A 25,505-nucleotide genomic window follows, 5' to 3' on the forward strand; every position below is an offset into this window, starting at 1 on the left:
GATTTCATTATTCCCGCTTTAAAGGCCAATGCTGTTTATGAGGGTAAATACCTTTTGGCTACGGCGTTGGGCAGGCCGTTAATCGCTAAATATTTAGTGCAGATTGCGCATAAAGAGAAGGCCGGACTGGTTGCGCACGGCTGCACCGGAAAAGGCAATGATCAGGTCAGGCTTGAGGTTGCCGTGGGTATACTTGATCCGAAATTGGAAATTATTGCTCCGGTTAGAGAATGGGAATTTAAATCGCGGGAAGAAGAGATTGAATATGCGTTAAAATATAATATCCCGATTGATGTAACCAAGAAAAAACCTTACAGTGTTGACAGGAACCTTTGGGGCATAAGCATAGAGGCCGGCGTCTTAGAAAATTTGGAGCAGGAGCCTCCGGAAGACGCCTATATGATTACCAAGAGCCCGACGCATAATTCAAGCTATCCCCGGTATATTGAGGTAACTTTTGCAAAGGGAGTGCCGGTTAAAATCGACGGAAAAGTTTTTAAGGCCAAGAATCTGATTAATTACCTTAATGAAGTTGGCGGGCAATTTGGGGTAGGCAGAAGCGATATGGTTGAGAATAGGCTGGTGGGGATTAAATCCCGGGAGATTTATGAGGCACCCGCGGCTACTATCCTTTATACCGCGCATAAAGAATTAGAGGCGTTGGTGCTGGATAGAGAGCTGGCGCATTTTAAGGAAATGATCAGCCTTAAGTATGCTGAATTAGTTTATTATGGTTTGTGGTTTTCTGCTTTAAAAGATGCTTTGGATGGTTTTGTGGATAAGACGCAAAAGTTAGTCAGCGGAACCATTAAACTGAGACTGTCTAAAGGATCCTGCGTTGTGGCGGGGAGAAAATCCAACAACTCACTCTATAAAAAAGAATTGAGTACTTACGGTAAAGAAGATAAATTCGACCAGAAGTTGGCCGAAGGTTTCATTAAGTTATGGGGAATGCCTTATAAAAGATAACTATATTAAGCGGGTCCTGTCTTGGGTATTTTCTAGCGCTAAACGCGCTGCGAAAACACCCAAGCCACCCGCTTAAGCAGCAATTTTATATAATTATTCATAGGGAGAAAAAATGGCCAAGAAACTTTGGGGAACAAGATTTGGCAAAAAAACAAACGCGTTGACCGATAAGTTTACTTCATCGATATCCTTTGACCAGAGATTGGCTAAGTATGATATTTTAGGCAGTATTGCCCATGCCAAGATGCTGGGTAAACAGAAAATCATTCCTTTAAAAGACAGCCAACAGATCGTCAAAGGCCTAAACGCGTTGCTTAAAGAGGTGATTAGCGGTAAATTCAAATTTGATCCCGGCGCTGAAGATATACATTCGAATATCCAGGAGTTGTTGGTTAAAAAGATCGGGGAGCCGGCGCATCGATTGCATACCGCCCGCTCCCGTAATGATCAGATTGCTTTAGATATAAGAATGTATTTGAAAAGTGAAATCGCCGACCTGGTTGAGTATATCAGCCAGCTGCAAAAATCCATATTGAAACTGGCGAAATCAAATTCAAAGGTGGTTATTCCCGGGTATACGCATTTACAGGTTGCCCAGCCGGTGCTTTTGAGCCACCACTTGTTGAGTTATATCGAGGGCCTAGAGAGGGATAAAGAAAGAATTTTAGATGCCAAGACCAGGATTGATTCTATGCCTTTGGGTGCTTGCGCGTTTTCCGGGACAGGTTTGCCTATTGACCGGGAGTTTGTCAGAAAAGAACTTGATTTTAAAACCGTAACTGCCAATAGTATCGATAGCGTAAGCGACAGGGATTTTATTCTTGAGGTTCTGGCGCAATTAACTATCCTTTCCGTGCACCTGTCGCGGGTTGCCGAAGACCTGATCCTCTGGAGCACAAAAGAGTTCAATTTTATCGATATTGATTTTTCTTTTTGCACCGGCTCAAGTATTATGCCGCATAAAAAGAACCCGGATATTCTAGAATTAATCCGGGGCTCGGTCGGTAAAATCCACGGGGATCTTTCCAGTGTAATGATCCTGATGAAGGGACTGCCGTCATCTTATAACCGGGATTTACAGATGGATAAGCCGCCGCTTTTTGATGCCGTAGACACGATGAAGGATATCTTGGAAATTTTTGTGGCGCTTTTTCAGAATATCGTAATTGAGAAAGAGGCAATTGCCGGTAAGATCAAAGAGGAATCTTTATTCTCGGTAGATATCGTCGAATACCTGATTAAGAAAGGCATTTCTTATCGCAAAGCGCATGATATTGTCGGCAAAATCGTAAGGGATTGTTTGGATAAAGGCAAAAAAATATCAAGCTTATCTGATAGTGAATTGAAGAAATATTCGGATAAATTAGGCCCTGATGTTAGGAACATCTTGAATGCTTGGGCTTCGGTAAGCCGAAAATTGTCTATTGGCAGTACCAATCCCGTCTTGGTAGCCAAGCAGATCGATAGATGGGGGAAAAAGTTAAACTAAATGCACGATTTTAAATACAAGAAAAATCAGCTTTATTGCGAGGATGTTATAGTTGAAAAATTGGCTAAAACTTTCGGCACGCCGCTTTATGTTTATAGCCGCAGCACCCTCCTGGATCACTACTTAAAGCTAAGATCCGCATTCGCTCAAATCAATCCGCTTATCTGCTATTCGGTAAAAGCAAATTCCAACCTTTCCATATTAAAAGCTTTGGTTAGTCAAGGCGCCGGGCTGGATATAGTTTCCGGAGGGGAGCTTTATCGGGCCCTTAAAATCGGCTGCCCCGCGCAAAAAATCGTTTATGCTTCAGTCGGCAAAACCGATAAAGAAATTGTTACCGCGATTTCAAAAGGCATTTTCTTTTTTAATGTTGAATCGTCGGCGGAGTTGGAGAATATCAACCGCATATCCGGGAAACTTAAAAAAATTACCCGCGTGGCGATCCGCCTTAATCCCGACGTGGAAGCCAAAACCCACAAATATGTGACTACGGGTAAAATTACGAATAAGTTCGGTATTGATTTGGAGAGCGCCTACAAGATACTTCTTTTACGCGCTAAATTTAAAAATTTAAATATCTGCGGTTTGCATATCCATATCGGCTCGCAAATTACCGAAAGCGCGCCGTTTGTGGCAGCGCTAAAGAAGGTATCGGATTTTATCCAGCGTTTAAAACATAAAGGCGTAAAACTTGAATATTTAAATATCGGCGGCGGCCTGGGTATTGTTTATGACCGTGAAACTCCGCAGACCGCCCAGATTTACGCCGCTAAAATCATCCCGCTTTTGAAAAAAACCGGGCTTAAAATAATTATGGAGCCGGGCAGGTTTATTGTGGGCAACGCCGGAATCTTGGTTACTAAGGTCATCTACATTAAGCATACGCCGAAAAAGAAATTCATCATCGTGGATGCCGGTATGAATGATTTAATCCGTCCGGCGTTGTACTCGGCGCACCACAGTATTTTGTCTTTGCGTAAAAATTTAAAAAGCGAAAAAGCCGATGTTGTCGGGCCGATATGTGAAAGCGGTGATTTTTTGGCAAAAGAGCGCTATATTGCCAAAGTCAAAGAGGGGGAATATCTGGCGGTAATGGGGGCCGGCGCCTATGGGTTTAGCATGTCCAGTAATTATAACTCGCGTCTTCGGGCAGCCGAGGTCATGGTGGCCGCAGATAAAATATCCTTGATTCGTAAAAGAGAATCTTTTGAGGATTTAATCCGTAATGAGAAAATTTAATTTTATCAAGATGGTTGCTTCCGGAAATGATTTTATCGTAATTAAAGATAAACCTGCCGGGAATTTATCCGCATTAGCCAAAGCATTGTGTGATCGGAGGTTTGGTATAGGCGCTGATGGCCTGTTGATATTGGAAAAATCCAGAAAAGCGGATATTAGGATGAAGATATTTAATGCCGATGGTTCAGAGGCAGAGATGTGCGGAAACGGAGCCCGCTGCGCTGCTTTGTTTAGCGGCAAGAAGAAATCCAGGCTCGTTACTTGTGCCGGAGTAATTAACGCACAAGTTTACGGCGAGCGGGTAAAAGTTCAGATTACTGATCCGAAAGGTATAAAATTAGATATTCCTATAAAAATAAACGGCAGAGTGATAAAAGCGAGCTTTATAAATACCGGGGTTCCGCATACGGTAGTTTTTGTAAATGGTATTAATGATATTGATGTGAGGCAGATTGGAGGCAGTATCCGCAATCACGTGAAATTCAGGCCAGCCGGAACCAATGTAAATTTTGTGGAAGTAAAAGGGGCCAATACCATCAGGGTCCGTACCTATGAAAGAGGAGTTGAGGATGAAACTTTGGCTTGCGGAACAGGGAGCGTTGCTTGCGCCCTGATTTTTGCTTTAAAAAATAATTTGGATAACTTAGTTAAGGTAGAAACGCAAAGCGGGGAGATCCTGAAAGTTTATTTCCAGAAAGTTAATTCTAAATTTAGTAATATTTGGCTGGAGGGAAGTGCCAGAATAGTTTACAAAGGAGAATATTATGTTTAAGGGTTCGATCGTAGCAATAGTGACGCCGTTTAAAAGCGGAAAAATCGATGAGAAAAAATTACGCGATCTAATTGATTTTCAGATTAAAAACGGCACCAGCGGTATTGTGCCTTGCGGCACTACCGGGGAATCGGCTACTTTAAATTTTGAGGAGCATGAAAAAGTAATTGAAATTACCATTGATCAGGTAAAAAAGCGAGTCCCGGTTATTGCCGGGACCGGTTCGAATTCTACCGAAGAAGCGATTATGCTGACTAAACAAGCAGCCAGCGCAGGGGCTGATGCGTCTTTGCAGGTTTCTCCATATTATAATCGCCCCACGCAAAAAGGTTTATACGAGCATTTTAAAGCAATAGCTCAATCGGTAAAAATCCCGATTATCCTTTATAATATCGCCGGGCGCACCGGCGTAAATATCGAACCGGAAACAATCGCCAAATTAGCGCAGGATTGCAAGAATATCGTGGCGGTAAAAGAGGCCTCCGGCAGCCTGGACCAGATGTCTAGGATAAAACAGCTTCGCCCGAAAGATTTTGACCTGCTTTCAGGTGATGACGGATTGACGTTGCCGGTTTTAAGTATCGGCGGCACAGGAATAATTTCCGTAGTTGCCAATATTGTACCCACAGATGTCGCGAATTTAGTTTCCGCTTTTGAAAAAGGCGATCTCAAAAAAGCCAGGGAATTGCATTATAAATTATTACCTTTGATTAAAGCTGTATTTTTAGAGACCAATCCCATACCCGTAAAAACAGCGATGGGTTTATTGGGAATGTGTGAGCCGGACCTGCGTCTTCCAATGTGCGGTATGTCGGAGAGTAATCTGGAAAAACTTAAAAAAGCTTTAAAGGAGTATGGCCTTCTGAAATAAGGAGAGGAGATAAATGATAAAAATAGGAATCGCGGGGGCTTGCGGAAAAATGGGCAGGCGTATTTTTGAGCTTGCCGGCTTGGATAAGGATTTAGAGGTGGGGTTGGTCCTTGAAAAAAAAGGCACGCCTTTAATCGGCAAAGAGATGGGGAGGCTAAAAGTGTCCTCTAACCCGGACGGACTATTTCTGATTGATGTGCTCATTGATTTTACTTTGCCTGAAGCAACCGATGAGCATCTGGATTATGCTGCCAGATATAAAAAAGCGCTGGTGTTGGGCACTACAGGTTTAACTGAGGCGCAGCGAGGTAAAGTTGAAGAGGTCTCCAAAATTGTCCCGGTTGTCTTTTCGCCGAACATGTCTATAGGCGTGAATGTTTTATTTACTATCCTTCCGGACATAGCGAAAAGATTGGGGCCGGACTATAGTGTAGAGATTGTCGAGGCGCATCATAAAGCTAAAAAAGACTCACCTAGCGGAACCGCAAAAAAATTAGCGGAGGTGATTACACAGGTCACTAAAAAAGATATTCCGATGCATTCCATCCGCCTGGGCGATATTGTCGGTGACCATACGGTGGTTTTCTGCGGAAACTCCGAGCGCATCGAAATCAAGCATCAGGCGCATTCACGCGACCTGTTTGCAGTAGGAGCTTTAAAGGCAGCCAAATGGGTCAGCGCAAAACCCGTGGGCTTATATTCTATGCAAGATGTCTTAAAATAACAATAGTTTCCCGATTGAGTCGGAAACTGTTTCGAAGCTAATCGGGAAAGGGGGTTAGAGGTTTAATCATGTTTAAATTTTCTAAAAAACTGAAAGAGTTACCACCCTATTTATTCTTGGAAATCGATAAAGCCAAACGCAAGGCCCGCGCCGAAGGCAGGGATATTATCGATTTAGGAGTGGGGGATCCGGATCAGCCTACTCCAAAATTCATTATTGACGCTTTAAGTAAGGCGGCCCAGGATCCGGCTAACCACCGTTACGCTTTAGACCAGGGTATGCCGGTATTGCGCAGCGCAATTTCCGGCTGGTATAAGCGCAGGTTCAACGTTAATTTAAATCCGGATACGGAAATCTTACCGTTGATTGGTTCCAAAGAAGGTATCGCGCATTTTCCTTTGGCTTTTTTAAACCCAGGCGATGTTTCTTTGGTTCCTGACCCCTATTATCCTCCTTATAAAGGCGGCACAATTTTAGCCGGGGGTAAATCCCATCTCATGCCTTTATTGGAATCAAACGCGTTCCTTCCCGATTTAAATAAAATCCCGTTGACCGCGCGTAAAAAAGCCAAGATTATCTTTGTCAATTATCCGAATAACCCGACTAATGCCTGCGCCAGCGATGATTTCTACAAGCGGCTTATCGAATTTGCCACCAAGAACAAAATCATAATTATTTCGGATTTAGCTTATTCTGAAATGGCATACGATGGTTATAAACCGCGCAGTCTCCTGGAGTTTCCGGGCGCCAGGGAAGTCACTATTGAATTCCATTCTTTATCCAAGACTTTTAATATGACCGGATGGCGTATCGGATGGGCCAGCGGTAATCCCCAGCTGATTGGCGCTTTAGCCAAAGTAAAATCCAATATCGATTCGGGGATATTCTCCGCGGTTCAGCTTGCCGGGGTTGCCGCCCTGGATGGGCCGCAGGATTATTTAAAATCAATGTGCCGGCTTTATCAGGAAAGAAGGGATGTTCTATGCGAAGGGCTCAACGCCCTGGGTTGGAAAGCAATCGAACCTAAAGCGACATTCTATGTTTGGATAAAGATTCCTCCTAAGGAGAATTCAATAGATTTTTCCGGCCGCCTCCTAAAAGAGGCTGATATCGTCGCTACTGCCGGAGTGGGTTTTGGTAAATATGGAGAAGGTTATATCCGCATGGCCCTGACCGTTCCCAAAGAGAGGATTAAAGAGGCTTTGGAGCGCTTAAAGAAAATCGCTTAATGGTTATTTGTTATCTTGGTGTTGGAACAAATCTGGGTAATCGCAGGAAAAACATAGGGTTAGCTTTTAAAAAAATTAACGCCTTGAAAAATACCCGAATAATAAAAGAATCGGGATTTTTTGATTTTCCACCCGTCGGCGGGCCTGCCGGGCAGCCTAATTATTTAAACGCGGCCATAAAAATTCAAACTAATTTTTCCCCGCTAAACTTATTGAAAAAATTAAAAGAGATTGAAAAAGAGTTGGGCCGCGCCAAAACCGCGCGTTTTGGCCCCCGGGTTATTGATCTGGATATTTTACTTTACGCAGACAGGTCTATAAAAAGTAAAACATTAACTATTCCGCACGCGCGCATGTTTTGCCGTAATTTTGTGATTGAGCCGTTAAAAGAGGTTTTATGAAAGTTATTGGCGATCCTCAAAGATTAACCAAGATAATCAAGCAAGTTAGCTGCAAAGGTAAAAACATAGGTTTTGTTCCGACAATGGGGGCATTGCACCTTGGGCATCTAAGCCTGATTAAGCAGGCAGTAAAAGATAATGATATCGTTGTTGTGAGTATATTTGTTAACCCGGCGCAATTCGGGCCAAAGGAGGATTTTAAAAAATATCCACGTCCGCTGAAAAAGGACCTCAAACTTTGCCGTAAATCCGGCGTGGATTTAGTTTTTTTGCCAACTGAGAAAGTTATGTATCCGCGCGGGTTTTCTACTTTTGTTGAGGCAGGAGAATTGGGCGGCAAACTCTGCGGGATTTCCCGGCCCGGGCATTTTCGCGGCGTGGCTACGGTTGTAGCCAAATTACTTAATATCGTTGCTCCCGATATTCTTTATTTAGGCCAGAAAGACGCTCAGCAGGCAATTATTATTACCAAGATGATCAAGGATCTTAATTTTCCGGTTAAAGTAAAAGTTATGCCAACGGTACGCCAGAAAGATGGTTTGGCTTTGAGCTCCCGGAATATTTATTTGAATAATGAGCAGAAAAAGGAAGCGCCGGTTTTATTTAAGGCATTATCTTTGGCTAAATCCTTGATTACTAACGGCCAGCGTGATACTGCCAGGATTATCAGCAGGATGCGGCAGCTTATTAAAAAAAAGAAACAAGCAAAAATCGATTATATCGCGATAGTTGATTTGGAAAAACTTAACAATATTAAAAAGATAGACTGTAATTGCCTGATTTCTTTGGCAGTGAAATTCGGCAAAACGCGGCTGATTGATAATACATTGATTGCTTATGCCTAAAAAGATCCGGCGCAAGCCGCTTAAAATTGGGATTGTTGGATGCGGGGCTATTGGCAGTTCCTTGGCAAAAGAGATAGTTACAAATTTTGGCAATTCCGCTTCTTTAGCCGCGCTTTTTGATATCCGGCCGGAAAAAGCCCAATTCCTTTCCAGGAAATTAATAAAAAACAGTAAATTATGCGCGGCTGATCTGGGTATTCTTATTAAAAGATCGGATCTGGTGATTGAGGCATCCAGCGCAAAAGCAGCCTGGGAGATTGCGCGAGAATCTTTATCAAATGGGCGTAAAGTTATGATTATGAGCGTTGGCGGAATGGTGAACCATTCAGATGAGTTATTGGTTTTAGCCCTAAAGAATAACGCTCAGGTTTATTTCCCCAGCGGAGCTATTTCGGGCATTGATGCTTTAAAGGCTGCCAACATCGCCGGAGTAAAGAAGGTGGTCCTGACTACGCGCAAAAATCCTAACGCGTTTAAGGGCGTAGAATATGTCGAAAGAAACTTTAAGCTCTCCGGTTTAAAAAAAGACAAAGTTTTATTTTCCGGAAAAGCCGCGGATGCCGTAAAATATTTTCCGCAGAATATTAATGTCGCCGCAATTCTGGGATTAGCCGCTATTGGGATGGATAAAACGCAGGTGCGCATAATTGCCAGCCCTTATGTTAATAAAAACATTCATGAGGTTTTAATCGAATCCAAGGCAGCCAGGATTTTTACGCGCACTGAAAATATCCTGCATCCGCAAAATCCCAAGACCAGTTACCTGGCGGTGCTCTCGGCGATTGCGACTTTAAAGCAGATTTTAGAGCCGGTAAAGATCGGCACTTGATTAATTAACAGACGAAAGGGGGTGAGTACAAAGATGGCTGACAAAGTAATGAAGGTGGGAGTCAAAAGGGAAAAAGGTTATCTCTATTATATTGACAAGCAGGGGGATGTTTCCTGCGCGAAAATGGCAAGAGGCGCCAAAAAGGGAGGTAATCCTAAGAAGGTAGCCAAATGCGGTATCAAAAGAAAAGTAGGATACCTTTATTTCTTAGACAAGAAAGGCGATGTTTCTTGCGCTAAGATGAAAAGAGGCGGAAAGAAGAAAAAGAAGTAATTTGGCGTTTTTATGGTATAAAACAAAGGTGACTGTCACAAAGGTGACTGTCACCTTTGTTTTTAAGCAAATTTTTGCTATAATCTCCCTATGATTGAGAATAAAAAAGTCGTTGTAGTAATGCCTGCTTTTAATGCTGCCCGAACGCTGGAAAATACTTATCGGCAGATTCCTAAAGGAATTATTGATGATGTGTTGCTAGTTGATGATCAAAGCCATGACGATACTGTGGCAATCGCTAAGAAATTAGGGTTAAAAGTGTTTGTTCATGAGAAAAACTCTGGCTACGGTGCAAACCAGAAGACTTGCTACCGGGAAGCTTTAAAAATGGGCGCAGATATTGTAATCATGTTACATCCGGATTATCAATACCCCCCTAAATTAATAAATGCTATGGCCGCTCTTGTTTCTAGTGACATGTTTGATATTGTTTTGGGTTCGCGTATCTTAGGGGGTGCGGCCTTATCTGGAGGTATGCCGTTGTACAAATATATATCAAATCGCGTACTCACCTTTATGGAAAATATTCTTTTGGGTCAAAAGTTATCTGAGTATCATACGGGTTATCGGGCTTTTTCCCGCCAAGTGCTGCTGGAGTTGCCTTTATTAGAAGATTCAGATGACTTCATTTTTGATAACCAGATTATTGCCCAGGGTGTTTATTTTGGCTTTAGAATCGGCGAGATTACCGCGCCATCAGTCTATACTCATGAATCTTCAAGTATTACATTTAAACGTAGCGTTATTTATGGTTTAGGAGTAATTTTTACTGCTATTAAATTTAAATTGCAAGTTTCAGCTCTAGGAAACTTTAAAATATTTAACAAAGATGCTAAAAAAATTATTATTTAATCCCCAAATAAAAATTTGTATTCTGGTGTTAGTTATTATTTTGATATCTTTAGGCTCTTTGCTATTAACCTCTAGGCAGATTAGTTTTTATCCTAAAGCCGATGAAGGCATTTATTTAAATTATGCCGTCTATACTCAAGCCAATGGTTTAGGCGCATTTAGGCAGTTTTTCCAAGCCTATCTGGGGAATTTGAATCTATGGCAATTACCCAATCCTTTGCGTATTCTATACATAGTTTTTTCAGCATTTTGGTTAAAATTGATGGGAGTTTCTTTGCTTAATCTGGCATATTTTTCTATGTTTTGTTTTATGGGTTTTCTCTTAGTTAATTTTTATTTTGCCAGGATATATTTTGGACAGAGGTTAGCAGTTTTATTTTTAGTGCTATTGTCATTTTCACCGCTTAATTTAGCTATGGCCAGGCGCGCGCTTCTAGAAAGCTGTTTAATGCTTTTTACCTCACTTTCAGTTTGGTTATTCTTTGGTTTGTTAAAAAACTTTAATAAATTAAATTCAATCCTCTTTGTTTTCGCTTTTTCCTGCGCTATTCTAATTAAGGAAACCGCTGCGTTGTGTTTTATTTTCTTTCTGGGTTGGCACTTATGGCAAAATTGGCTGATGAAGAGAAGGATAGCGCTAAAAGAGTTTTTGATAATTTACGTTTCCCCTTGCCTATTAGTTGCGTTAATATATTATTGCTTGGGAGTATTGTTTTTTATTCCTGCAACAGCAAAAATAATCCTCTTTTCACCAAGTACTAATAACTACGCTGTGTTTTTTGGTTCTGGGCCATGGTATCGTTACATAATTGATTATTTAATCCTTTCTCCATGGATACTGATTTTGAGTTTCGGTTATATTATGGTTATTTTATTGAATAAGGGTAAAGAAGATAAAACAGCTGTATTTTTATGCGCTTTTTTGGTTTTTAATTTTTTTATCTTTAACTTTTTTACCAAAAATGCGCGCTATATTATGAGTATAGATATGCCTATGCGGATTTTTGCCTTACTTATGTTAGATAGAATATGCAAGCGTTATATGCAAAATAAATCTTTTATTATTGTATCTATCTTGATAGTTTTTTTGGCTTTTAGCGATTATCTGCGTTTCTACATATTATTTGTGCAGCAAGGCATTTACGACCCAATGAGCTTCCGTTTGTTAAGCGCCGTGCAGATTATTCCTTTTAAATAATAGGCATAAATAAAACAACTACTATTAAAATGAAAAGTGAGAACATAGTTATTCGTGGCGCAAGGGAGCACAATCTAAAAAATATCAACCTTGATCTGCCGCGCAATAAATTAATCGTCATGACCGGTTTATCCGGCTCAGGAAAATCCAGCCTGGCGTTTGACACCATTTACGCCGAAGGCCAGCGCAGGTTTGTCGAAAGCCTCTCCAGCTATGCCCGACAATTTTTGGAACAGCTGCAGAAACCGGATGTGGATTTTATTTCCGGCTTGTCTCCGGCGATTGCTATCGAACAGCGTTCTGCCGGAGGCAATCCCCGTTCAACCGTTGCCACGCAAACCGAGATCTATGATTATTTAAGGTTGTTATTTGCAAGAATCGGGCATGTCCATTGCTATAAGTGCGGTGAAGCGATTCAAAGCCAGAGCGCCCAAGAGATAATTGAGGCGATTATGGGTCGGCTGGCAAACCAGGATATACAGATACTGGCTCCTTTAATCCAAGGAAAGAAGGGCCAGCACAGGGGAATTTTTTCGCAGATTCAAAAAGCCGGATTTGTGCGCGCCAGGGTAGACGGTAAAATTTATGAGCTTGGCGCAAAGATAAAATTAGCCAAATATAAAATCCATAATATTGAAATAGTGGTTGACCGTCTTAATATTAAGGCCGACGCAGCAAAGCGGCTTACCGATTCCATTGAAACCGCCCTTAAAGTCGGCAAGGGCACGGTGATTATCAGTAAAGGCGCCTCTAAAGACATTATCTTTAGCGAGCAATATGCCTGTTTAAAATGCGGTATAAGCTACGCGCAGATTAACCCGCGTAATTTTTCATTTAATTCTCCTTACGGGGCCTGCCCTGAATGTAACGGTTTGGGGACCAAGCTTAAATTCGACCCGGATTTAATCATTCCGGATAAAAACAAAAGCATTAACGCCGGGGCCCTTGAGCCATGGAAGCGCGGCGGCAGGGGGTATATTCTTTATTACCGCTGGCTTATCCGGGAGTTAAGTTTGCGCCTAAAATTCGACCTGGATACACCCTTTAATAAATTACCCAAGCCCGCGCAAAAAGCCATCCTTTATGGCAGCGATGAAGTCGTGGGCAACAAGCCTTTTGAAGGAGTTATCCCGCATTTAGAAAGATTATTCCATCAGACCGACAGCGATTATCTTAAAGAAGAAATAAGCAAGTTTATGTCCAGCCTTTCCTGCCCGGCATGTAAAGGCGCCCGGCTAAAAGCTGAAAGCCTGGCGGTATTGATTAATCAAAAAAATGTCTGGCAGATCACTCAGTTGCCCATAAAAGAAGCGCTGAGTTTTTTCACGGGGCTGAAATTAACGGAAAAAGAAAAGTTAGTCAGTTACCAGGCGTTAAAAGAGATAACTCAAAAATTAAAATTCTGCGCGGATGTTGGTTTGGATTATTTGACTTTGGACCGCAAGAGTTCGACCTTATCCGGCGGGGAGGCGCAGAGAATCCGCCTGGCTACCCAAGTCGGCAGCGGCTTGGTGGGGGTTTTATATGTTTTGGATGAGCCCAGTATTGGTTTGCATCAGCGGGATAACCAGAAGTTGCTCTCAACCTTAAAGACTTTACGGGATTTGGGAAATACTTTAATCGTGGTTGAGCATGATGCCGCAACTATTCTTGCCGCCGATTTTGTTGTGGATTTAGGGCCGGGGGCCGGAAGGGGTGGTGGCAAAGTTATCTTTTCCGGAAATAAAGGGGAACTTTTAAAGGATAAAAATTCCCTGACTGCGAAATATCTGCGCGGTGATCTTTTGATTCAGGCACCGCTAAACCGGCGGCCCTGGCAAAAAGCAAAGTACATTGAAATAAAAGGGGCCAGCGAGCATAACCTGAAGAATATTGATTTGCGTTTCCCCTTAGGCAGGCTTATTTGCGTGACCGGCGTATCGGGTTCAGGTAAGTCGACATTAATTAGCGATATACTCTATCCGGCTTTAACCCGTAAGCTTTACCGGTCTAAGGAAAAACCAGGCGCGTTTAAATCCATAAGCGGCATCCAGGAAATTGATCAGGTGATTGTGGTTGACCAATCGCCGATCGGCAGGACTCCGCGGTCAAACCCGGTTACTTATACCGGGGTATTTGGCCATATCAGGGATTTATTTACCCAGCTTCCTGAAGCCAGGCTCAGAGGTTATAAACCGGGAAGGTTTTCATTTAATGTTAAAGGCGGGCGCTGCGAATCCTGCGAAGGCGACGGCATCAAGAAAATTGAAATGCATTTTCTTCCCGATGTCTACGTAAAATGTGATTTATGTAAAGGATTAAGGTTTAACCAGGCTACCCTAGAGGTAAAGTATAAAGGCAGATCCATTGCGGATGTTTTAGAAATGACTGTCGAAGACGCCTTGGAGCTGTTTAGTAATATTCCTAAGATAAAAAATACTTTGGGGTATTTATCCGATGTTGGTTTGGGTTATCTTCAGTTGGGCCAAAGCGCCACTACTTTATCCGGAGGAGAAGCTCAAAGAATCAAGCTATCTTCAGAACTATCTAAGCGTTCCACCGGCAGGACACTTTATCTTTTGGATGAGCCTACCACCGGCCTGCATTTTGCCGATGTCGCCAGATTAATCTCGGTCCTGCAGAGGTTGGTTGAACGCGGCAATACCGTGGTGGTCGTTGAGCATAATCTCGAGGTAATTAAATGCGCCGATTATATTATTGACCTTGGCCCTGAAGGCGGAGATAAGGGCGGAGAGGTCGTTGCCGCTTGCAGCCCGGAAGAGTTGGTGAAGATAGAAAAATCATATACCGCTAAATTTCTTAAAGAAGTATTAATGAATAAATGAAAAAAATAATTGTTTATCTATCTATTTCGGCATTATTTTTAACTTCCGTTTGTCTTGCTTATGAAAATCCCAAAGAGACTGAGTTGCTTTTTATGGCCAGAAAGGCATATGAAGACGGATTCTATGAAGTCAGCCTGGGAATGCTGGAAAGATTCCAGAAAGAGTACGGTAATTCATCCGAAGTTAAGCAAGCCCGTCTTTTAAGCGGACAATGTTATTTTCAGCAAGGCCGTTACCTTGAGTCGCTGAATATTTTTGAAGGATTATTCAATGACCCGGAGTGCAGCAGTTTTAAGGATGCTCTTTATTTTTGGATGGCCGAAGTCCATTTTAAAGGAAGTAACTTTGAAAAGGCAGCCGCGTTTTACCAGAAATTAATCACCGAGTTTCCTCAGTCCCCTTATGTCGCTGCGGCATATTATTCGCTGGGTTGGTCGCTATCCCAGATTGGTAAATATAGCCAGGCAGTACAAACTTTTAAGAGCCTGATAGAAAAATTTCCAGGTGAGCCTCAAAGTAAAGATGCCGCATTTAAATTAATTGAATGTTTATATAATCTTAAAGAATACTCGGAATTAAAGAATAAGATTAAGCCCGTCCTCAAGCTTTATGTTAATGACGCCTTACGCCTGCCCTATCTGTACTTTTACCTGGCGGAATCAGAATATTATCTGGATAATTTTGATGAAGCGGCTAAAAATTACCTTAAATCAGCACAAGCTTCTAAAGAGCAACAGGCGCAGGCATTAGCGAAGCTGGGATTAGGCTGGTCTTATCTTAAGCTTGCCAAATACAAAGAAGCCGAAGAAATATTGGCGGAGATTAAACAAAACAGCCTGGATAAAAAAAGTTTAGATATCCTTATATTGGGCCAGGCGTTATTGATGTCTTCGACTAACCGGGTCTATGAGGCAAAGAAGCTTTATGAACAGCTTATCGATATAAGTAGCGACCCATTAATACGTATTCAGGCATATTTGGGCCGTGCCGATGCGTTTTACAATCTAACTGAATATACTCAAGCCGTAAATGTTTATAAAGAAGGGTTGGATAAAATTGATAAATTAGAGGCCCAGGCGGACAGGCAAATTAGTATTCCCGATGAGTTATCCGATAAATTACGTTATAATCTGGGCTTAGCTTATATAAAGGAAGGCCGGGTTAATTTAGGCATAGATATTTTTGAAGGTATTTCCAAAAAAACTAATAATCTGTCTGTAAAGGAAAGCGTGCTTTTTCAGATAGCTCAGGCTTATCAGGAGGCAAATGATTTTGTAAAAGCGGAAGAAGCTTACGCTAAAATTCTAAAACTTTATCCGGATTCAGCTTACCTGGACTATGCGCAATATCAACTTGGATCTTTGCAATTGAAAAGTTTAAAGTATGATCAGGCAATCAATTCTTTTAAACTTCTGCTAAAAAATTATCCGCAGTCAAAGTACCTGGGTGGCGCGACTTATTCTTTAGGAACGGCGTATTCTCAGAAAGCGGATTATCTGGCAAGCTGCCAGGTTTTCTCTAAATTCCAGAATGAATTTAAGGATGATCCGCTGCGTCCCCAGGCATTTTATATGCTTGGCACAGCGTTTCTTAGTTTGGGAAAGATTAACGAAGCCCTTAATGTTTTCAAAGATATTCTTAAGCTCTATCCTCAGGATATTGAATTACTGCAAAAAACCGAATATGAAATTGCGGATTGTTATTATAAATTAAGACAAGAGAATGAGGCGCTTAGGCTATTTAAGCTCTTACGGTCTAAATACCCCGGTTCAAGCATAGCTGCGGATGTTCTGTGGTGGCTTGGCCAATATTATTACCGGGGTAATGATTTGGAGCTTGCCCGCAGGTATTTTACTTCCTTGGCAAAAGATTTTCCGGATAGCCGGCTGTCCGCCGGCGCATTTTACGCCCTGGGTTTAACTTCATATAAGCTTGGCGATTATAAAGGTGCCAAACTTTATTATGCCAAGAGCCTTGAGCTGGCAGAGGTTAAGGATGTGGCCAATATCCGTTTTAATTTAGCCGAGACACTTGAAGCCAATTCAGAGTTTGATGCGGCAGCTAAACAATATCTTCTGGCAGCCGATCTCTATCCGCAATCGCCGGATTTACTGGCGCGCTCGCTTTTACGCGCAGCCAAACTTTATGAAGATAAGGAAAGTTTTAAACAGGCCCTGGAGATTTATAAACGGATTATCGAACAAGGCGGCCAGGAGGCAAAATTTGCCCAGGAAAGAGTTGAGTGGATAAATTCAAAAAACTAGTTGACTTATTCTTGAATGTTTATAGAATAAATGTAAATATATGGAGGAGGGTAGGATAAGATGATTATTGAGATCGGTATAGTTGCTGGTGAAATTTGGCACTACCTGGATCAAAAAGGCGAGGTTACTTTAAGTGACTTGACCAGGGAGCTTGATCGTACGCCTGAAAATATTCTGATGAGTTTAGGCTGGCTTGCCCGGGAAGGCCACGTTATTTTAGTGAAAAAAGATAATGATTATCGAATTTCACTGAGGAAAGATGCCTAATTGTAATAAAAAGGGGGTAATCCTTTTTATTGTTATCGGGGTAATTATGGTTGTGGCAATGTTGACCATTGTCATCCTAAGAATCATATCCAATCAGTCACGCCTGACCCATCATCAATTAAGCCGAATTCAGGGGCAATATGCCGCAAAGGCAGGGGTGCTCTACGCACTGGATAAACTGCGCAGGAATGATGATGCGCTTTGGCCGGCTAGCGGACAATATGTAAAGACTTTGTGCAAGAGTGGTTGTGATATCAATCTTCCCAACCTGCCCAACTCAATTCAGCGAGTAGATATTACTGTATATGATCTTGGAACAGGACCCTCTGGTACCAGGAAAATAAGCGCTAAAGCGGACTACACCTACACACCTTAATCATATTATTTAACAAAATATTATAATCTAAGTAAGTTTATGATGATGGCGTATGCGAATGCATGCGCCTTTTTTCGTCGCTGTTAACTATTATAAGTAAGTTTAAGTAAGTATATATAAAAAAACACTTGACAAGATAAGTTCATTATGTTTTAATTAAAACCATAATACTTTATAGTTAAGCCTGTTTTACCCTCAGGCAAGGAAAAATAACACTCATGTCAAGACTAATTGATATCGATGAATTAGCAGAATATCTGAAATTAAAGAAACAGACTATCTATAACTGGCTTAACCAGCGTAAAATATCCGGAATTAAAGTTGGAGGGGTCTGGAGGTTTGACCGCAAGGATATCGATAACTGGTTAAGGTCTAAGAAACGTGAATCGACTGGTTCGAATGGGCCGGCTGCGTCGGCTCCGGGGGATAGCCAATGAATTATTTAGGTATATATTTCGGGATCAAGGATATTAATCTGGTGGAGGTCAGCGGTAAGAAGATTGTGAATAATATCCGCCTGCCGCATCTTAGTTTGGCTATAGCAGAACTGGAAGAGAAGGTTCCTGCGGACATAAAGATAATGGCTATGCTTAAGGATGCTTTCCGGACCAATCGTATAAGCGCAGAGAAAGCCTTCTTTTGCATCTCCGGCCAAGACCTGGTTATCCGTACATTTGAGATCCCGCTTCTTCCGCAAAGTGAATTAAAGAGCGCGGTTAATTTTGAGGCCAAGAAATATATACCTTTTAAACTTGAAGAGTTGGATTATGATTTTCAAGTCTTATTTGATAAAAAAAACAAGACCAGCCTTGTGCTTTTTGTCGGAATAAAAAAGGAGATCCTTACCAATTACATCTCTATTTCTAAACAGCTTAATCTTAAAGTCGATATAGTAGAATATTCAGCTTTTAGTATTTTACGTCTCTTAAAACTTTCCGGTTTAAGCGATGCGGGTGTGGTGGCAACTCTTTGCTATGATTTAAATAATGAAGATGAGGCAAATTTTACGGTTTTTGAAAACGGGTTTTCCTTATTTAGCCGCGATTTTATTTTAACGGGTGAGCCGGCGAGCTTTGAGCAGACCGTAGAGACTGATTCTATTGCCAAACGCGAGAAATTAAAAAATGAGATCCGGGTTTCCCTTGATTACTATAATCGTAAATTCCCCGAGAAAGATATAAAAAATATCTTTGTAATTTCTGATAAAGAAAGCCGTTCTGAACTAAATTCTTTTTTTGTAGAATTTTCTCTTCCGGTAAAGTTTGTGGAAATTCAGAAGGTTTTAGGCAGAGGGGTTGGGTATTCTTCGATACTTGCCAAAAGTTTTTCCACCGCGTTATTTAAATCCGCGCCTCTTAAAATTAAAATAAATCTGCTTGAGGCAAGGCTCAAAGCCGGCAAGGCTGTTAGCGAAGGCTGGAAACCCCTTGCCTTATTGGAAGGTTTCAAATTGGACTTTAAATTCATAATTTTAGGGATTGTTGTCTGTGCGGCTGTTTTTGGATACGGATTAATGCGTGTTAAACCTATGCAGGAGGAGTTGGTTGAAATTAAAAGTAAACGGGTAAAAATCAATTCTGTTGTTGGCGACGATAGCCTTGACGGTCTTTCTGCTTTGGGCGCCAAATACAAGAAAAAAATTGTTACCTTGGATAATTTGGTGAAGAATCAGCTGTATGTTACTTATCCGCTTGATGCAATTCCTGCTCTTTTACCCAAAGGGGTGTGGCTGGAAAATTTTAGCCTGACTAAAAAAATAGGGAGCAGGACCGAGCTTATCCTTAATGGGCAGGTTTATCTGGAAAATGGCGAAAAAGAGTTTGAGTCGGTCAACCTTTTCCTTACAAACTTGAAAAAAGATCCTGTATTTTCTAAATATTTTAAAGAAATTATCATAAGCTCAATTGATCAAAAACTGGTAGGGGATAAGAGTTTAACGGTATTTACAATAGTCTGCCAGAATTTTCCGGAGAGAAAATAGCATGGAAAAGGTCGAGTTATTTGAAAAGAATAAAAGTAAAGTTTTAAATCTCGGGGTAATCATCTTGGCATTATTCATTGCTTTCCAGATTTATAAAACAGCTGATGAACAGGTAAATTCTTTAATCCAACAGAAGGATGACGAACTTAAGAAGAATAAGGCCACGGAAGAAATAGCCGGCCTTGAAAGAAAAATAGAAGGGTATAAGAAAATTTTTGTCAAGGAAGATATGGGTTCGGTTATCGACACAATATCAAATATAGCCAAAGATTGCTCAATTAAAATTGTTTCTATAAAACCCAGCAATGAGGAGGCTTATCCTGATTACGTTAAATCGGTGTTTTTAATAACGCTCAGCGCGCCTAATTATCATTCTTTAGGTAATTTTATCAGCCAAATTGAGAGCTATAAGGATATCTATATAGTTGATGAGGTAAGCATAGCTTCGGCAGAAATTAAAGAGCCTCAGGAAAGTACAAATACGAATTTAAACGTTAACTTAAAAATCAGCACAATATCCTATAAATAAATGATGAAACGTTTATCCAATTATATATCCTTGGTTTTTTCTCTAACTGCAGTAATAAATTTAGGGTTTATTGCTTTAGCGCAGGCAAATACAGCTGATGAAACAATCGACCGTCCGCAAATTAAATATAGATCCGGGCAGTTACGCGATCCTTTTGTGTCGGTTATGGTAAAAGAGGGAAAAAAGCCAAGCTTGCAAGAACAGGAAGCGGCTGAATTAAAACGGCCAAAAATCAATCTTAGCGCTTTGGAGGTGCAGGGGATAATCTGGGGGGCAAAGGTGCCTCAGGCCATTATTAATAATAAGGTTTTAGTTGCCGGAGATTCAATAAACGGAGCTGAAATTTTGAGCATTGATAAAAAAGGGGTTACTTTAAGTTTTGCCGGAGAGGTTGTTAATTTAGCGGCACCCGGCCAAAATTCTGTTTTAAATGAAAAAGAATAGGGCTTTTGCCGAATAAAAAATTAAAGGAGGGATTTAATGAAAAAAATATTTTTCACTCTTGCCGTTACCGGTTTTTTAATGTTTGCTTTTTTTGTCCCGCGGTTAAATGCCGAGGTTCAACCGGTTTTTCCTGGAGGTGACGTTGTTATCTCTATGGACTTTAAGGATGCTAGCCTTAAAGATATTCTCAAGGCTTTTTCCATGCAGTCAGGGTTAAATTTTATTTCCTCTGAGGCGGTACAGGATAGAAAAGTTACTCTTTATCTTGATAAGGTGCCGCTAAACTATGCGATGGATAAGATCTTTAGCGCAAACAATCTCTCTTATGAGCTGGACAATAAAGCCAATATTTTTGTGGTTAAGGAATGGGGTAAGATGGAGACCGAAACCGTGACCAAAGTTTTCTTTTTAAAATTTGCTACAGTTTCTACCTCATCCTTAAAAGAGGAGTTGTCTAAGGGTGCGCTTAAAAGCAGCTCAGATACCAGTGGTACGGCTAGTGCATCTGCCAGCGCTAGAACTAAATGGAAAGAGGAAGGTGAAAGCGGGATATCCAGCGCCGTAAAAAAATTACTTTCCGGATCGGGTTCTTTGATCGAAGATTTCCGCACCAATAGCCTTATTGTTACCGATACTCCTATGAAAATGAAAGTGATTGCTCAAGTAATCGCGTCATTGGATGTGGCAATACCCCAGGTAATGCTCGAAGTGGAAATGTTGGATGTAAGCAAGAACGCGGTAGATAAGCTGGGTTTTGAGTTCGGCGATACGCCTTTTACGGCAATTGTTACCGGAGCTACTGCCGGCCTGGGTTTTCCCTACCATAGCTGGGGGAAGATCGTGGATGGAGCTTACGGTACTCTGTCCGTTAATCCTAGCGCTAATTCTTATCAGATGCAGTTGGATTATATGAGGACGCTCACCGATACGAAATATTTGGCCCGGCCTAAGCTTCTTACTTTGAATAATGAAACCGCGGAAATTTCTATTACCAAGGATGAGATAGTGGGCAGGCAGGATACAACAACTTTTAACACCGGGGGAAGTCCCACCACTACCAGCGTTTATCTAAGATCAACCGGCCTTGAGCTCACTAAAGAAGGAACCGGTATTTTCCTTAAAGTAACCCCGCAGATAAATCTGGATACAAACGAGATTACGATGGTGATCAATCCAAAATCAAGCGTTTCGAATATAAGTTCCTTGAGTAACTCAAGTAATCCGCAGTCAGATGTTGAAGTAAGAAGCACAAAATCCATAGTTAAGGTTAAGGACGGAGAGACTGTAGTTTTGGGCGGGCTGATCCATCAGGACAAGAGTGTTGCCATTAAAAAACTACCCATATTAGGCGATATCCCCCTGTTAGGGGTTTTATTTAGGCATAAGGACCAAACCAAGGATATCGAGCGGGAATTGATAGTTTTTATCACTCCGCGTATTGTTAGAGATAAAACGGATTTTAAACTTGCCCAAGTCCAGAATATTCAACTGCCGGCCAGGGAACAAGGCTCTGCGTTTGGTTCAACCCGTGATTATATTATCAGTTCGAGTATGAATAAATTTGATAAAAAGCATTAATAATGGTAAGAGACAAGTATTTAAGATTAGGCGAGTTCTTAATTAAGGAAGGATTGATTACTGTCGGCCAGTTGGAAAAAGCTATCAGCGTCCAGAGGCAGGAAGGCGGCCGTCTTGGTGAAATTCTGATCAAGTTGGAAATGGTTAAAGAAGATCAGGTAGTGGCAGCCTTAGGTAAACAGCTAAACATGCCTTATTTTTCACTGGGCACAGGAATGCTCAAGCCGGCGATGGATCAGGGCTTAGAGCATCTTATCCCCCAGGATTTTGCTTTTAAAAACTGCGTTTTACCCCTTTCGCGTATGCTCAGGTCTCTGACTGTAGCCATGGCTGATCCCCTGGATCTTCTTCTTATCGATAGCTTAAGAAAATTAACCGGTGGTGAGATTAATCCGGTAATCGCTACGCGTTCTGATATTATGAAAGCAATCGAAGAATTTTATGGGAAATCAGCGATGCTTAAGGATGCGGTTGATTCAAGTTATGATATAAGCGCTTCATTTGCCCAGAGCCAGGAAGAGTTGGGCCAGGAGCTGAGCCTGGATAAGCTGATTGCCAGGGCAGAAGAGGCCCCGGTTGTAAAATTAGTAGATTTAATAATCCGTCAGGCAATCGATGAACGGGCTTCGGATATACATATTGAACCTTTTAAAGACAAAATTTCTTTACGCTACAGGATTGATGGCAAGCTTTATGAGATTCCTCCTCCGGCAAAACATTTGCATCTGCCGCTTGTTTCGCGCGTCAAAATTTTAGCCAAGCTTGATATCGCGGAAAAAAGATTACCTCAGGATGGGGCGATCTTAGTGCGTATTGATGAGCGTCCGATCGATATCCGTGTTTCGATCGTCCCGACTATTTACGGAGAGAAGGCGGTTTTAAGGATTCTTGACCGCGGCGGGGTTAAGTTGAATTTGGATTACATGGGTTTTGATCCTAAGCAGCTTGAGCATGTGCGCAAGGCAATCTTTTCTCCTTATGGGCTGGTTTTTATTACCGGGCCGACAGGAAGCGGAAAATCCACTTCACTCTATGCTATCTTAAATGAGATCAAGAGCCCCGCTAAAAATATTGTTACGGTTGAAGATCCCGTAGAATATAAGATGGATGAGATTAATCAGGTGCAGATCAAGCCGGAAATCGGGCTTACCTTTGCCGCGGCTTTGCGCAGTTTTTTGCGCCAGGATCCGGATATTATGCTGGTAGGAGAAGTTAGGGATTTGGAAACCGCGCAGATCTGTATTCGTTCCGCTCTTACCGGGCATTTAGTTTTAAGTACATTGCATACTAATGATGCTCCTTCGGCAGTAACCCGGCTTATGGATATCGGTATTGAGCCGTATATGCTTGCCCCTTCCCTGCTTATTGTTATTGCCCAGAGGCTCATTCGTAAGTTATGTCCGGATTGCAAGGAGGCATATGAGCCTGCCAGTGCCCAGCTTAAAGGAGCCTCCATCAAAGCCGAGCTTATCTATCGGCCTAAAGGATGCGCTAAATGTAACAATACCGGATATAAAGGCAGAACCTGCATTGTTGAGGTTATGCCCATTACGTTGGAGATCCAGGATTTAATTAACCAGAGGGCATCTTTCCAGAAGATACGCGAAGTTGCCCGGGCCGCAGGCATGCAAACACTTTATGAATCCGGGATCAAGAAAGTAGAAAGCGGAATTACCTCTTTGGAAGAGGTTCTTTCGACTACTTTGGGAGTAGAATAATGCCTAAGTTTTATTATGTTGCCAGGACTCGTTCCGGGGCCAAAGAAACCGGTACAGAGGATGCTTTAAATCAAGAAGAAGCGGTAACCAAAATCCAATCCAAAGGATTGATCATTGTTAATATTATTCCCGAAAACGTTGAGGCATCCGGCGCTCCATATGTTAAGAATTTGGTAAAAGTCAAGTTTAAACCTAAGCACGGCAGAGTAACCGGTGAGGATCTCATGCTTTTTTGCCGGCAGTTGTCGACCTTGATTGGGGCAGGCGTTACGATACTGATGAGCTTAAATATTATTGCCAAGCAGGTGTCTAGCAAAAAGCTTTATGAGGTGATTACGGATTTAACTAAGAATATGGAAGCAGGTTTAAGTTTTCATGAAGCCATGGCCGTGCATCCAAAAATATTTTCCGATCTCTGGATCAACCTTGTAGAAAGCGGGGAGGCCAGCGGAAACTTGGCAATTGTCTTAAGCCGGCTTGCGGCATATCTGGAAAAAGCCATGGAATTTAAAAGAAAGGTCATTTCAGCGTTAATTTACCCGGCGATCTTGACTGCCGCCGGAATTGGCGCGCTTTTATTTTTATCCATTAAAATAATCCCTACTTTTGCCGAAATTTTTAAAAATTTTAACATTACTCTGCCTTTTCTCACCCAGGTATTAGTAGGAGTAAGCGTTTTTCTTAGAAAATTTATGTTTTTACTGATTCTATCAATCGCGGGAATTGTTTTTGCTTTTAAAAAATATATAGAGACTAAGCCCGGTAGAAAGAGCTTTGAAAATTTTAAATTTAAATTACCGGTTTTTGGTGAATTTTTTTTAGCTTTGAATATCGAAAGATTCTCTTCGGAAATGTCCACGCTCCTGGAATCGGGCGTCCCGATTCTTTATTCTCTGGAGATATCGGAACGCAGCGTAGACAACCTGATAATGGCGGATATAATCCGTAAGATTAAAGAGGATGTGCGGGAGGGTAAACCGCTTCGGGAGTCACTTGAGCGCAGTAATTTTTTTGAACCGATGGTCATCCAGATGGTGAGCATCGGGGAAGAAATCGGCGAGCTTCCGCAAATGTTCAGAAGGATCAATTCTTTTTATCAGGAATATTGCGATACATTCCTGGCGCGTTTTGTGGCTATGTTTGAGCCTTTTGTTTTGGTTTTTATCGGTTCCATTATTGGGGTTATGGTTATTGGGATGTTTTTGCCTATATTTGAGCTTTCAAAAATAAGCGGATAAATATTGACAATTCTTTAGTGTAGGTTTAAAATACTAACAGAAAAGAAAAAAAGGGGGTAAAATGAGAAGAGGTTTTACGCTTGTGGAATTAATTGTCGTTATCATCATTGTAGGAATCTTAGCGGCTGTAGGTATGACTCAGTATACTAAAGTAGTGGAAAAAGGGCGTGCGGCCGAAGCCAGAATGCTTTTGGGTACATTAAGAAGCGCGGAAATTGCCGAATATACAGAAAATGGCGCTTATCAGGGGGTAGCCGGTTTAGGGGTTTCAGCTCCGACGGCTTGTGTATTCACGCATTATTTTTCGTATGTTTGCGACGCTGCTAGCGGGACATGTACGGCCACCAGATGTACTGCCGGCGGAAAAAATCCGCAAAGTACGATAGCTTATACTAAAACATTGGATGTTAATGGTAATTTCGGAGGTTCCGCGGGTTATTAAGATAAAAAAGGCTTCAGCGTGTTATAAAAAAAGGGGGTAAAATGAGAAGAGGTTTTACGCTTGTGGAATTAATTGTCGTTATCATCATTGTAGGAATCTTAGCGGCTGTAGGTATGACTCAGTATACTAAAGTAGTGGAAAAAGGGCGTGCG

Annotated in this window: 26 protein-coding genes; all 26 read left to right on the top strand. The window is 41.6% G+C overall.

The window, feature by feature from the left end:
- Positions 1 to 969, top strand: a 969-nt coding sequence (locus tag PHG87_00005) for an argininosuccinate synthase (protein MDD5476583.1), incomplete at its 5' end; no start/stop codon positions are given.
- Between the two features lie 112 nt (positions 970 to 1,081).
- Complete coding sequence (gene argH / locus PHG87_00010; GenBank protein ID MDD5476584.1) at positions 1,082 to 2,458, top strand: argininosuccinate lyase; 1,377 nt, start codon at positions 1,082 to 1,084, stop codon at positions 2,456 to 2,458.
- Positions 2,459 to 3,697: a diaminopimelate decarboxylase gene (gene lysA / locus PHG87_00015; GenBank protein MDD5476585.1), complete on the top strand. Its 1,239-nt coding sequence runs from the start codon at positions 2,459 to 2,461 to the stop codon at positions 3,695 to 3,697. It begins immediately after the preceding gene.
- Positions 3,684 to 4,469, top strand: coding sequence for a diaminopimelate epimerase (dapF, locus tag PHG87_00020; GenBank protein MDD5476586.1), 786 nt, complete (start codon positions 3,684 to 3,686; stop codon positions 4,467 to 4,469). The genes lysA and dapF overlap by 14 nt, the downstream gene beginning before the upstream one ends.
- Complete coding sequence (gene dapA / locus PHG87_00025) at positions 4,462 to 5,340, top strand: 4-hydroxy-tetrahydrodipicolinate synthase (GenBank protein MDD5476587.1); 879 nt, start codon at positions 4,462 to 4,464, stop codon at positions 5,338 to 5,340. Before dapF ends, dapA begins: the two co-directional genes overlap by 8 nt.
- A 13-nt stretch (positions 5,341 to 5,353) precedes the next feature.
- Positions 5,354 to 6,064, top strand: a complete 711-nt coding sequence (gene dapB / locus PHG87_00030) for a 4-hydroxy-tetrahydrodipicolinate reductase (GenBank protein ID MDD5476588.1) — start codon at positions 5,354 to 5,356, stop codon at positions 6,062 to 6,064.
- A 68-nt stretch (positions 6,065 to 6,132) separates the two neighbouring features.
- Positions 6,133 to 7,293, top strand: coding sequence for an LL-diaminopimelate aminotransferase (locus tag PHG87_00035; GenBank protein ID MDD5476589.1), 1,161 nt, complete (start codon positions 6,133 to 6,135; stop codon positions 7,291 to 7,293).
- The gene (gene folK / locus PHG87_00040; GenBank protein ID MDD5476590.1) at positions 7,293 to 7,694 is read left to right on the top strand and encodes a 2-amino-4-hydroxy-6-hydroxymethyldihydropteridine diphosphokinase; all 402 of its coding nucleotides are present in this window, start codon (positions 7,293 to 7,295) and stop codon (positions 7,692 to 7,694) included. Before PHG87_00035 ends, folK begins: the two co-directional genes overlap by 1 nt.
- Positions 7,691 to 8,539, top strand: a complete 849-nt coding sequence (gene panC / locus PHG87_00045) for a pantoate--beta-alanine ligase (protein MDD5476591.1) — start codon at positions 7,691 to 7,693, stop codon at positions 8,537 to 8,539. The genes folK and panC overlap by 4 nt, the downstream gene beginning before the upstream one ends.
- Entirely contained in the window at positions 8,532 to 9,368 is an 837-nt protein-coding gene (locus tag PHG87_00050) for an aspartate dehydrogenase (GenBank protein ID MDD5476592.1), read from the top strand. Before panC ends, PHG87_00050 begins: the two co-directional genes overlap by 8 nt.
- Positions 9,369 to 9,401: 33 nt before the next feature.
- Positions 9,402 to 9,641, top strand: a complete 240-nt coding sequence (locus tag PHG87_00055; protein MDD5476593.1) for a hypothetical protein — start codon at positions 9,402 to 9,404, stop codon at positions 9,639 to 9,641.
- A gap of 90 nt (positions 9,642 to 9,731) precedes the next feature.
- On the top strand, positions 9,732 to 10,493 hold the full coding sequence (locus tag PHG87_00060) for a glycosyltransferase family 2 protein (protein ID MDD5476594.1): 762 nt from the start codon (positions 9,732 to 9,734) through the stop codon (positions 10,491 to 10,493).
- Complete coding sequence (locus PHG87_00065; GenBank protein ID MDD5476595.1) at positions 10,471 to 11,691, top strand: glycosyltransferase family 39 protein; 1,221 nt, start codon at positions 10,471 to 10,473, stop codon at positions 11,689 to 11,691. The genes PHG87_00060 and PHG87_00065 overlap by 23 nt, the downstream gene beginning before the upstream one ends.
- A 29-nt stretch (positions 11,692 to 11,720) precedes the next feature.
- On the top strand, positions 11,721 to 14,516 hold the full coding sequence (gene uvrA / locus PHG87_00070; GenBank protein MDD5476596.1) for an excinuclease ABC subunit UvrA: 2,796 nt from the start codon (positions 11,721 to 11,723) through the stop codon (positions 14,514 to 14,516).
- Positions 14,513 to 16,780, top strand: a complete 2,268-nt coding sequence (locus tag PHG87_00075) for a tetratricopeptide repeat protein (GenBank protein ID MDD5476597.1) — start codon at positions 14,513 to 14,515, stop codon at positions 16,778 to 16,780. The genes uvrA and PHG87_00075 overlap by 4 nt, the downstream gene beginning before the upstream one ends.
- A gap of 60 nt (positions 16,781 to 16,840) precedes the next feature.
- Positions 16,841 to 17,047 carry a winged helix-turn-helix domain-containing protein gene (locus PHG87_00080; GenBank protein MDD5476598.1) on the top strand — a complete coding sequence of 69 codons (207 nt, stop codon included), beginning with the start codon at positions 16,841 to 16,843 and terminating at the stop codon, positions 17,045 to 17,047.
- Positions 17,040 to 17,423, top strand: coding sequence for a hypothetical protein (locus PHG87_00085; GenBank protein MDD5476599.1), 384 nt, complete (start codon positions 17,040 to 17,042; stop codon positions 17,421 to 17,423). The genes PHG87_00080 and PHG87_00085 overlap by 8 nt, the downstream gene beginning before the upstream one ends.
- Positions 17,424 to 17,641: 218 nt before the next feature.
- Entirely contained in the window at positions 17,642 to 17,860 is a 219-nt protein-coding gene (locus tag PHG87_00090) for a helix-turn-helix domain-containing protein (protein ID MDD5476600.1), read from the top strand.
- Entirely contained in the window at positions 17,857 to 19,404 is a 1,548-nt protein-coding gene (gene pilM, locus PHG87_00095) for a pilus assembly protein PilM (protein ID MDD5476601.1), read from the top strand. The genes PHG87_00090 and pilM overlap by 4 nt, the downstream gene beginning before the upstream one ends.
- A gap of 1 nt (position 19,405) precedes the next feature.
- A complete protein-coding gene (gene pilO / locus PHG87_00100; protein MDD5476602.1) occupies positions 19,406 to 19,933 on the top strand; it encodes a type 4a pilus biogenesis protein PilO in 528 nt (175 codons plus the stop codon).
- Positions 19,934 to 20,377 (top strand): hypothetical protein, encoded by a 444-nt coding sequence (locus PHG87_00105; protein MDD5476603.1) that lies wholly within the window; start codon positions 19,934 to 19,936, stop codon positions 20,375 to 20,377. It abuts the gene before it with no gap.
- Between the two features lie 36 nt (positions 20,378 to 20,413).
- Complete coding sequence (locus PHG87_00110; protein MDD5476604.1) at positions 20,414 to 21,955, top strand: secretin N-terminal domain-containing protein; 1,542 nt, start codon at positions 20,414 to 20,416, stop codon at positions 21,953 to 21,955.
- A gap of 2 nt (positions 21,956 to 21,957) precedes the next feature.
- Positions 21,958 to 23,673 (top strand): ATPase, T2SS/T4P/T4SS family, encoded by a 1,716-nt coding sequence (locus PHG87_00115; GenBank protein ID MDD5476605.1) that lies wholly within the window; start codon positions 21,958 to 21,960, stop codon positions 23,671 to 23,673.
- Positions 23,673 to 24,911, top strand: coding sequence for a type II secretion system F family protein (locus tag PHG87_00120; GenBank protein ID MDD5476606.1), 1,239 nt, complete (start codon positions 23,673 to 23,675; stop codon positions 24,909 to 24,911). The genes PHG87_00115 and PHG87_00120 overlap by 1 nt, the downstream gene beginning before the upstream one ends.
- A 61-nt stretch (positions 24,912 to 24,972) precedes the next feature.
- Complete coding sequence (locus PHG87_00125) at positions 24,973 to 25,353, top strand: prepilin-type N-terminal cleavage/methylation domain-containing protein (GenBank protein ID MDD5476607.1); 381 nt, start codon at positions 24,973 to 24,975, stop codon at positions 25,351 to 25,353.
- 41 nt (positions 25,354 to 25,394) lie between these two features.
- Positions 25,395 to 25,505, top strand: a 111-nt coding sequence (locus PHG87_00130) for a prepilin-type N-terminal cleavage/methylation domain-containing protein (GenBank protein ID MDD5476608.1), incomplete at its 3' end; no start/stop codon positions are given.

The organism is Candidatus Omnitrophota bacterium (genome assembly GCA_028716245.1).
Taxonomy (GTDB): Bacteria; Omnitrophota; Gorgyraeia; order Gygaellales; family Profunditerraquicolaceae; genus UBA6249.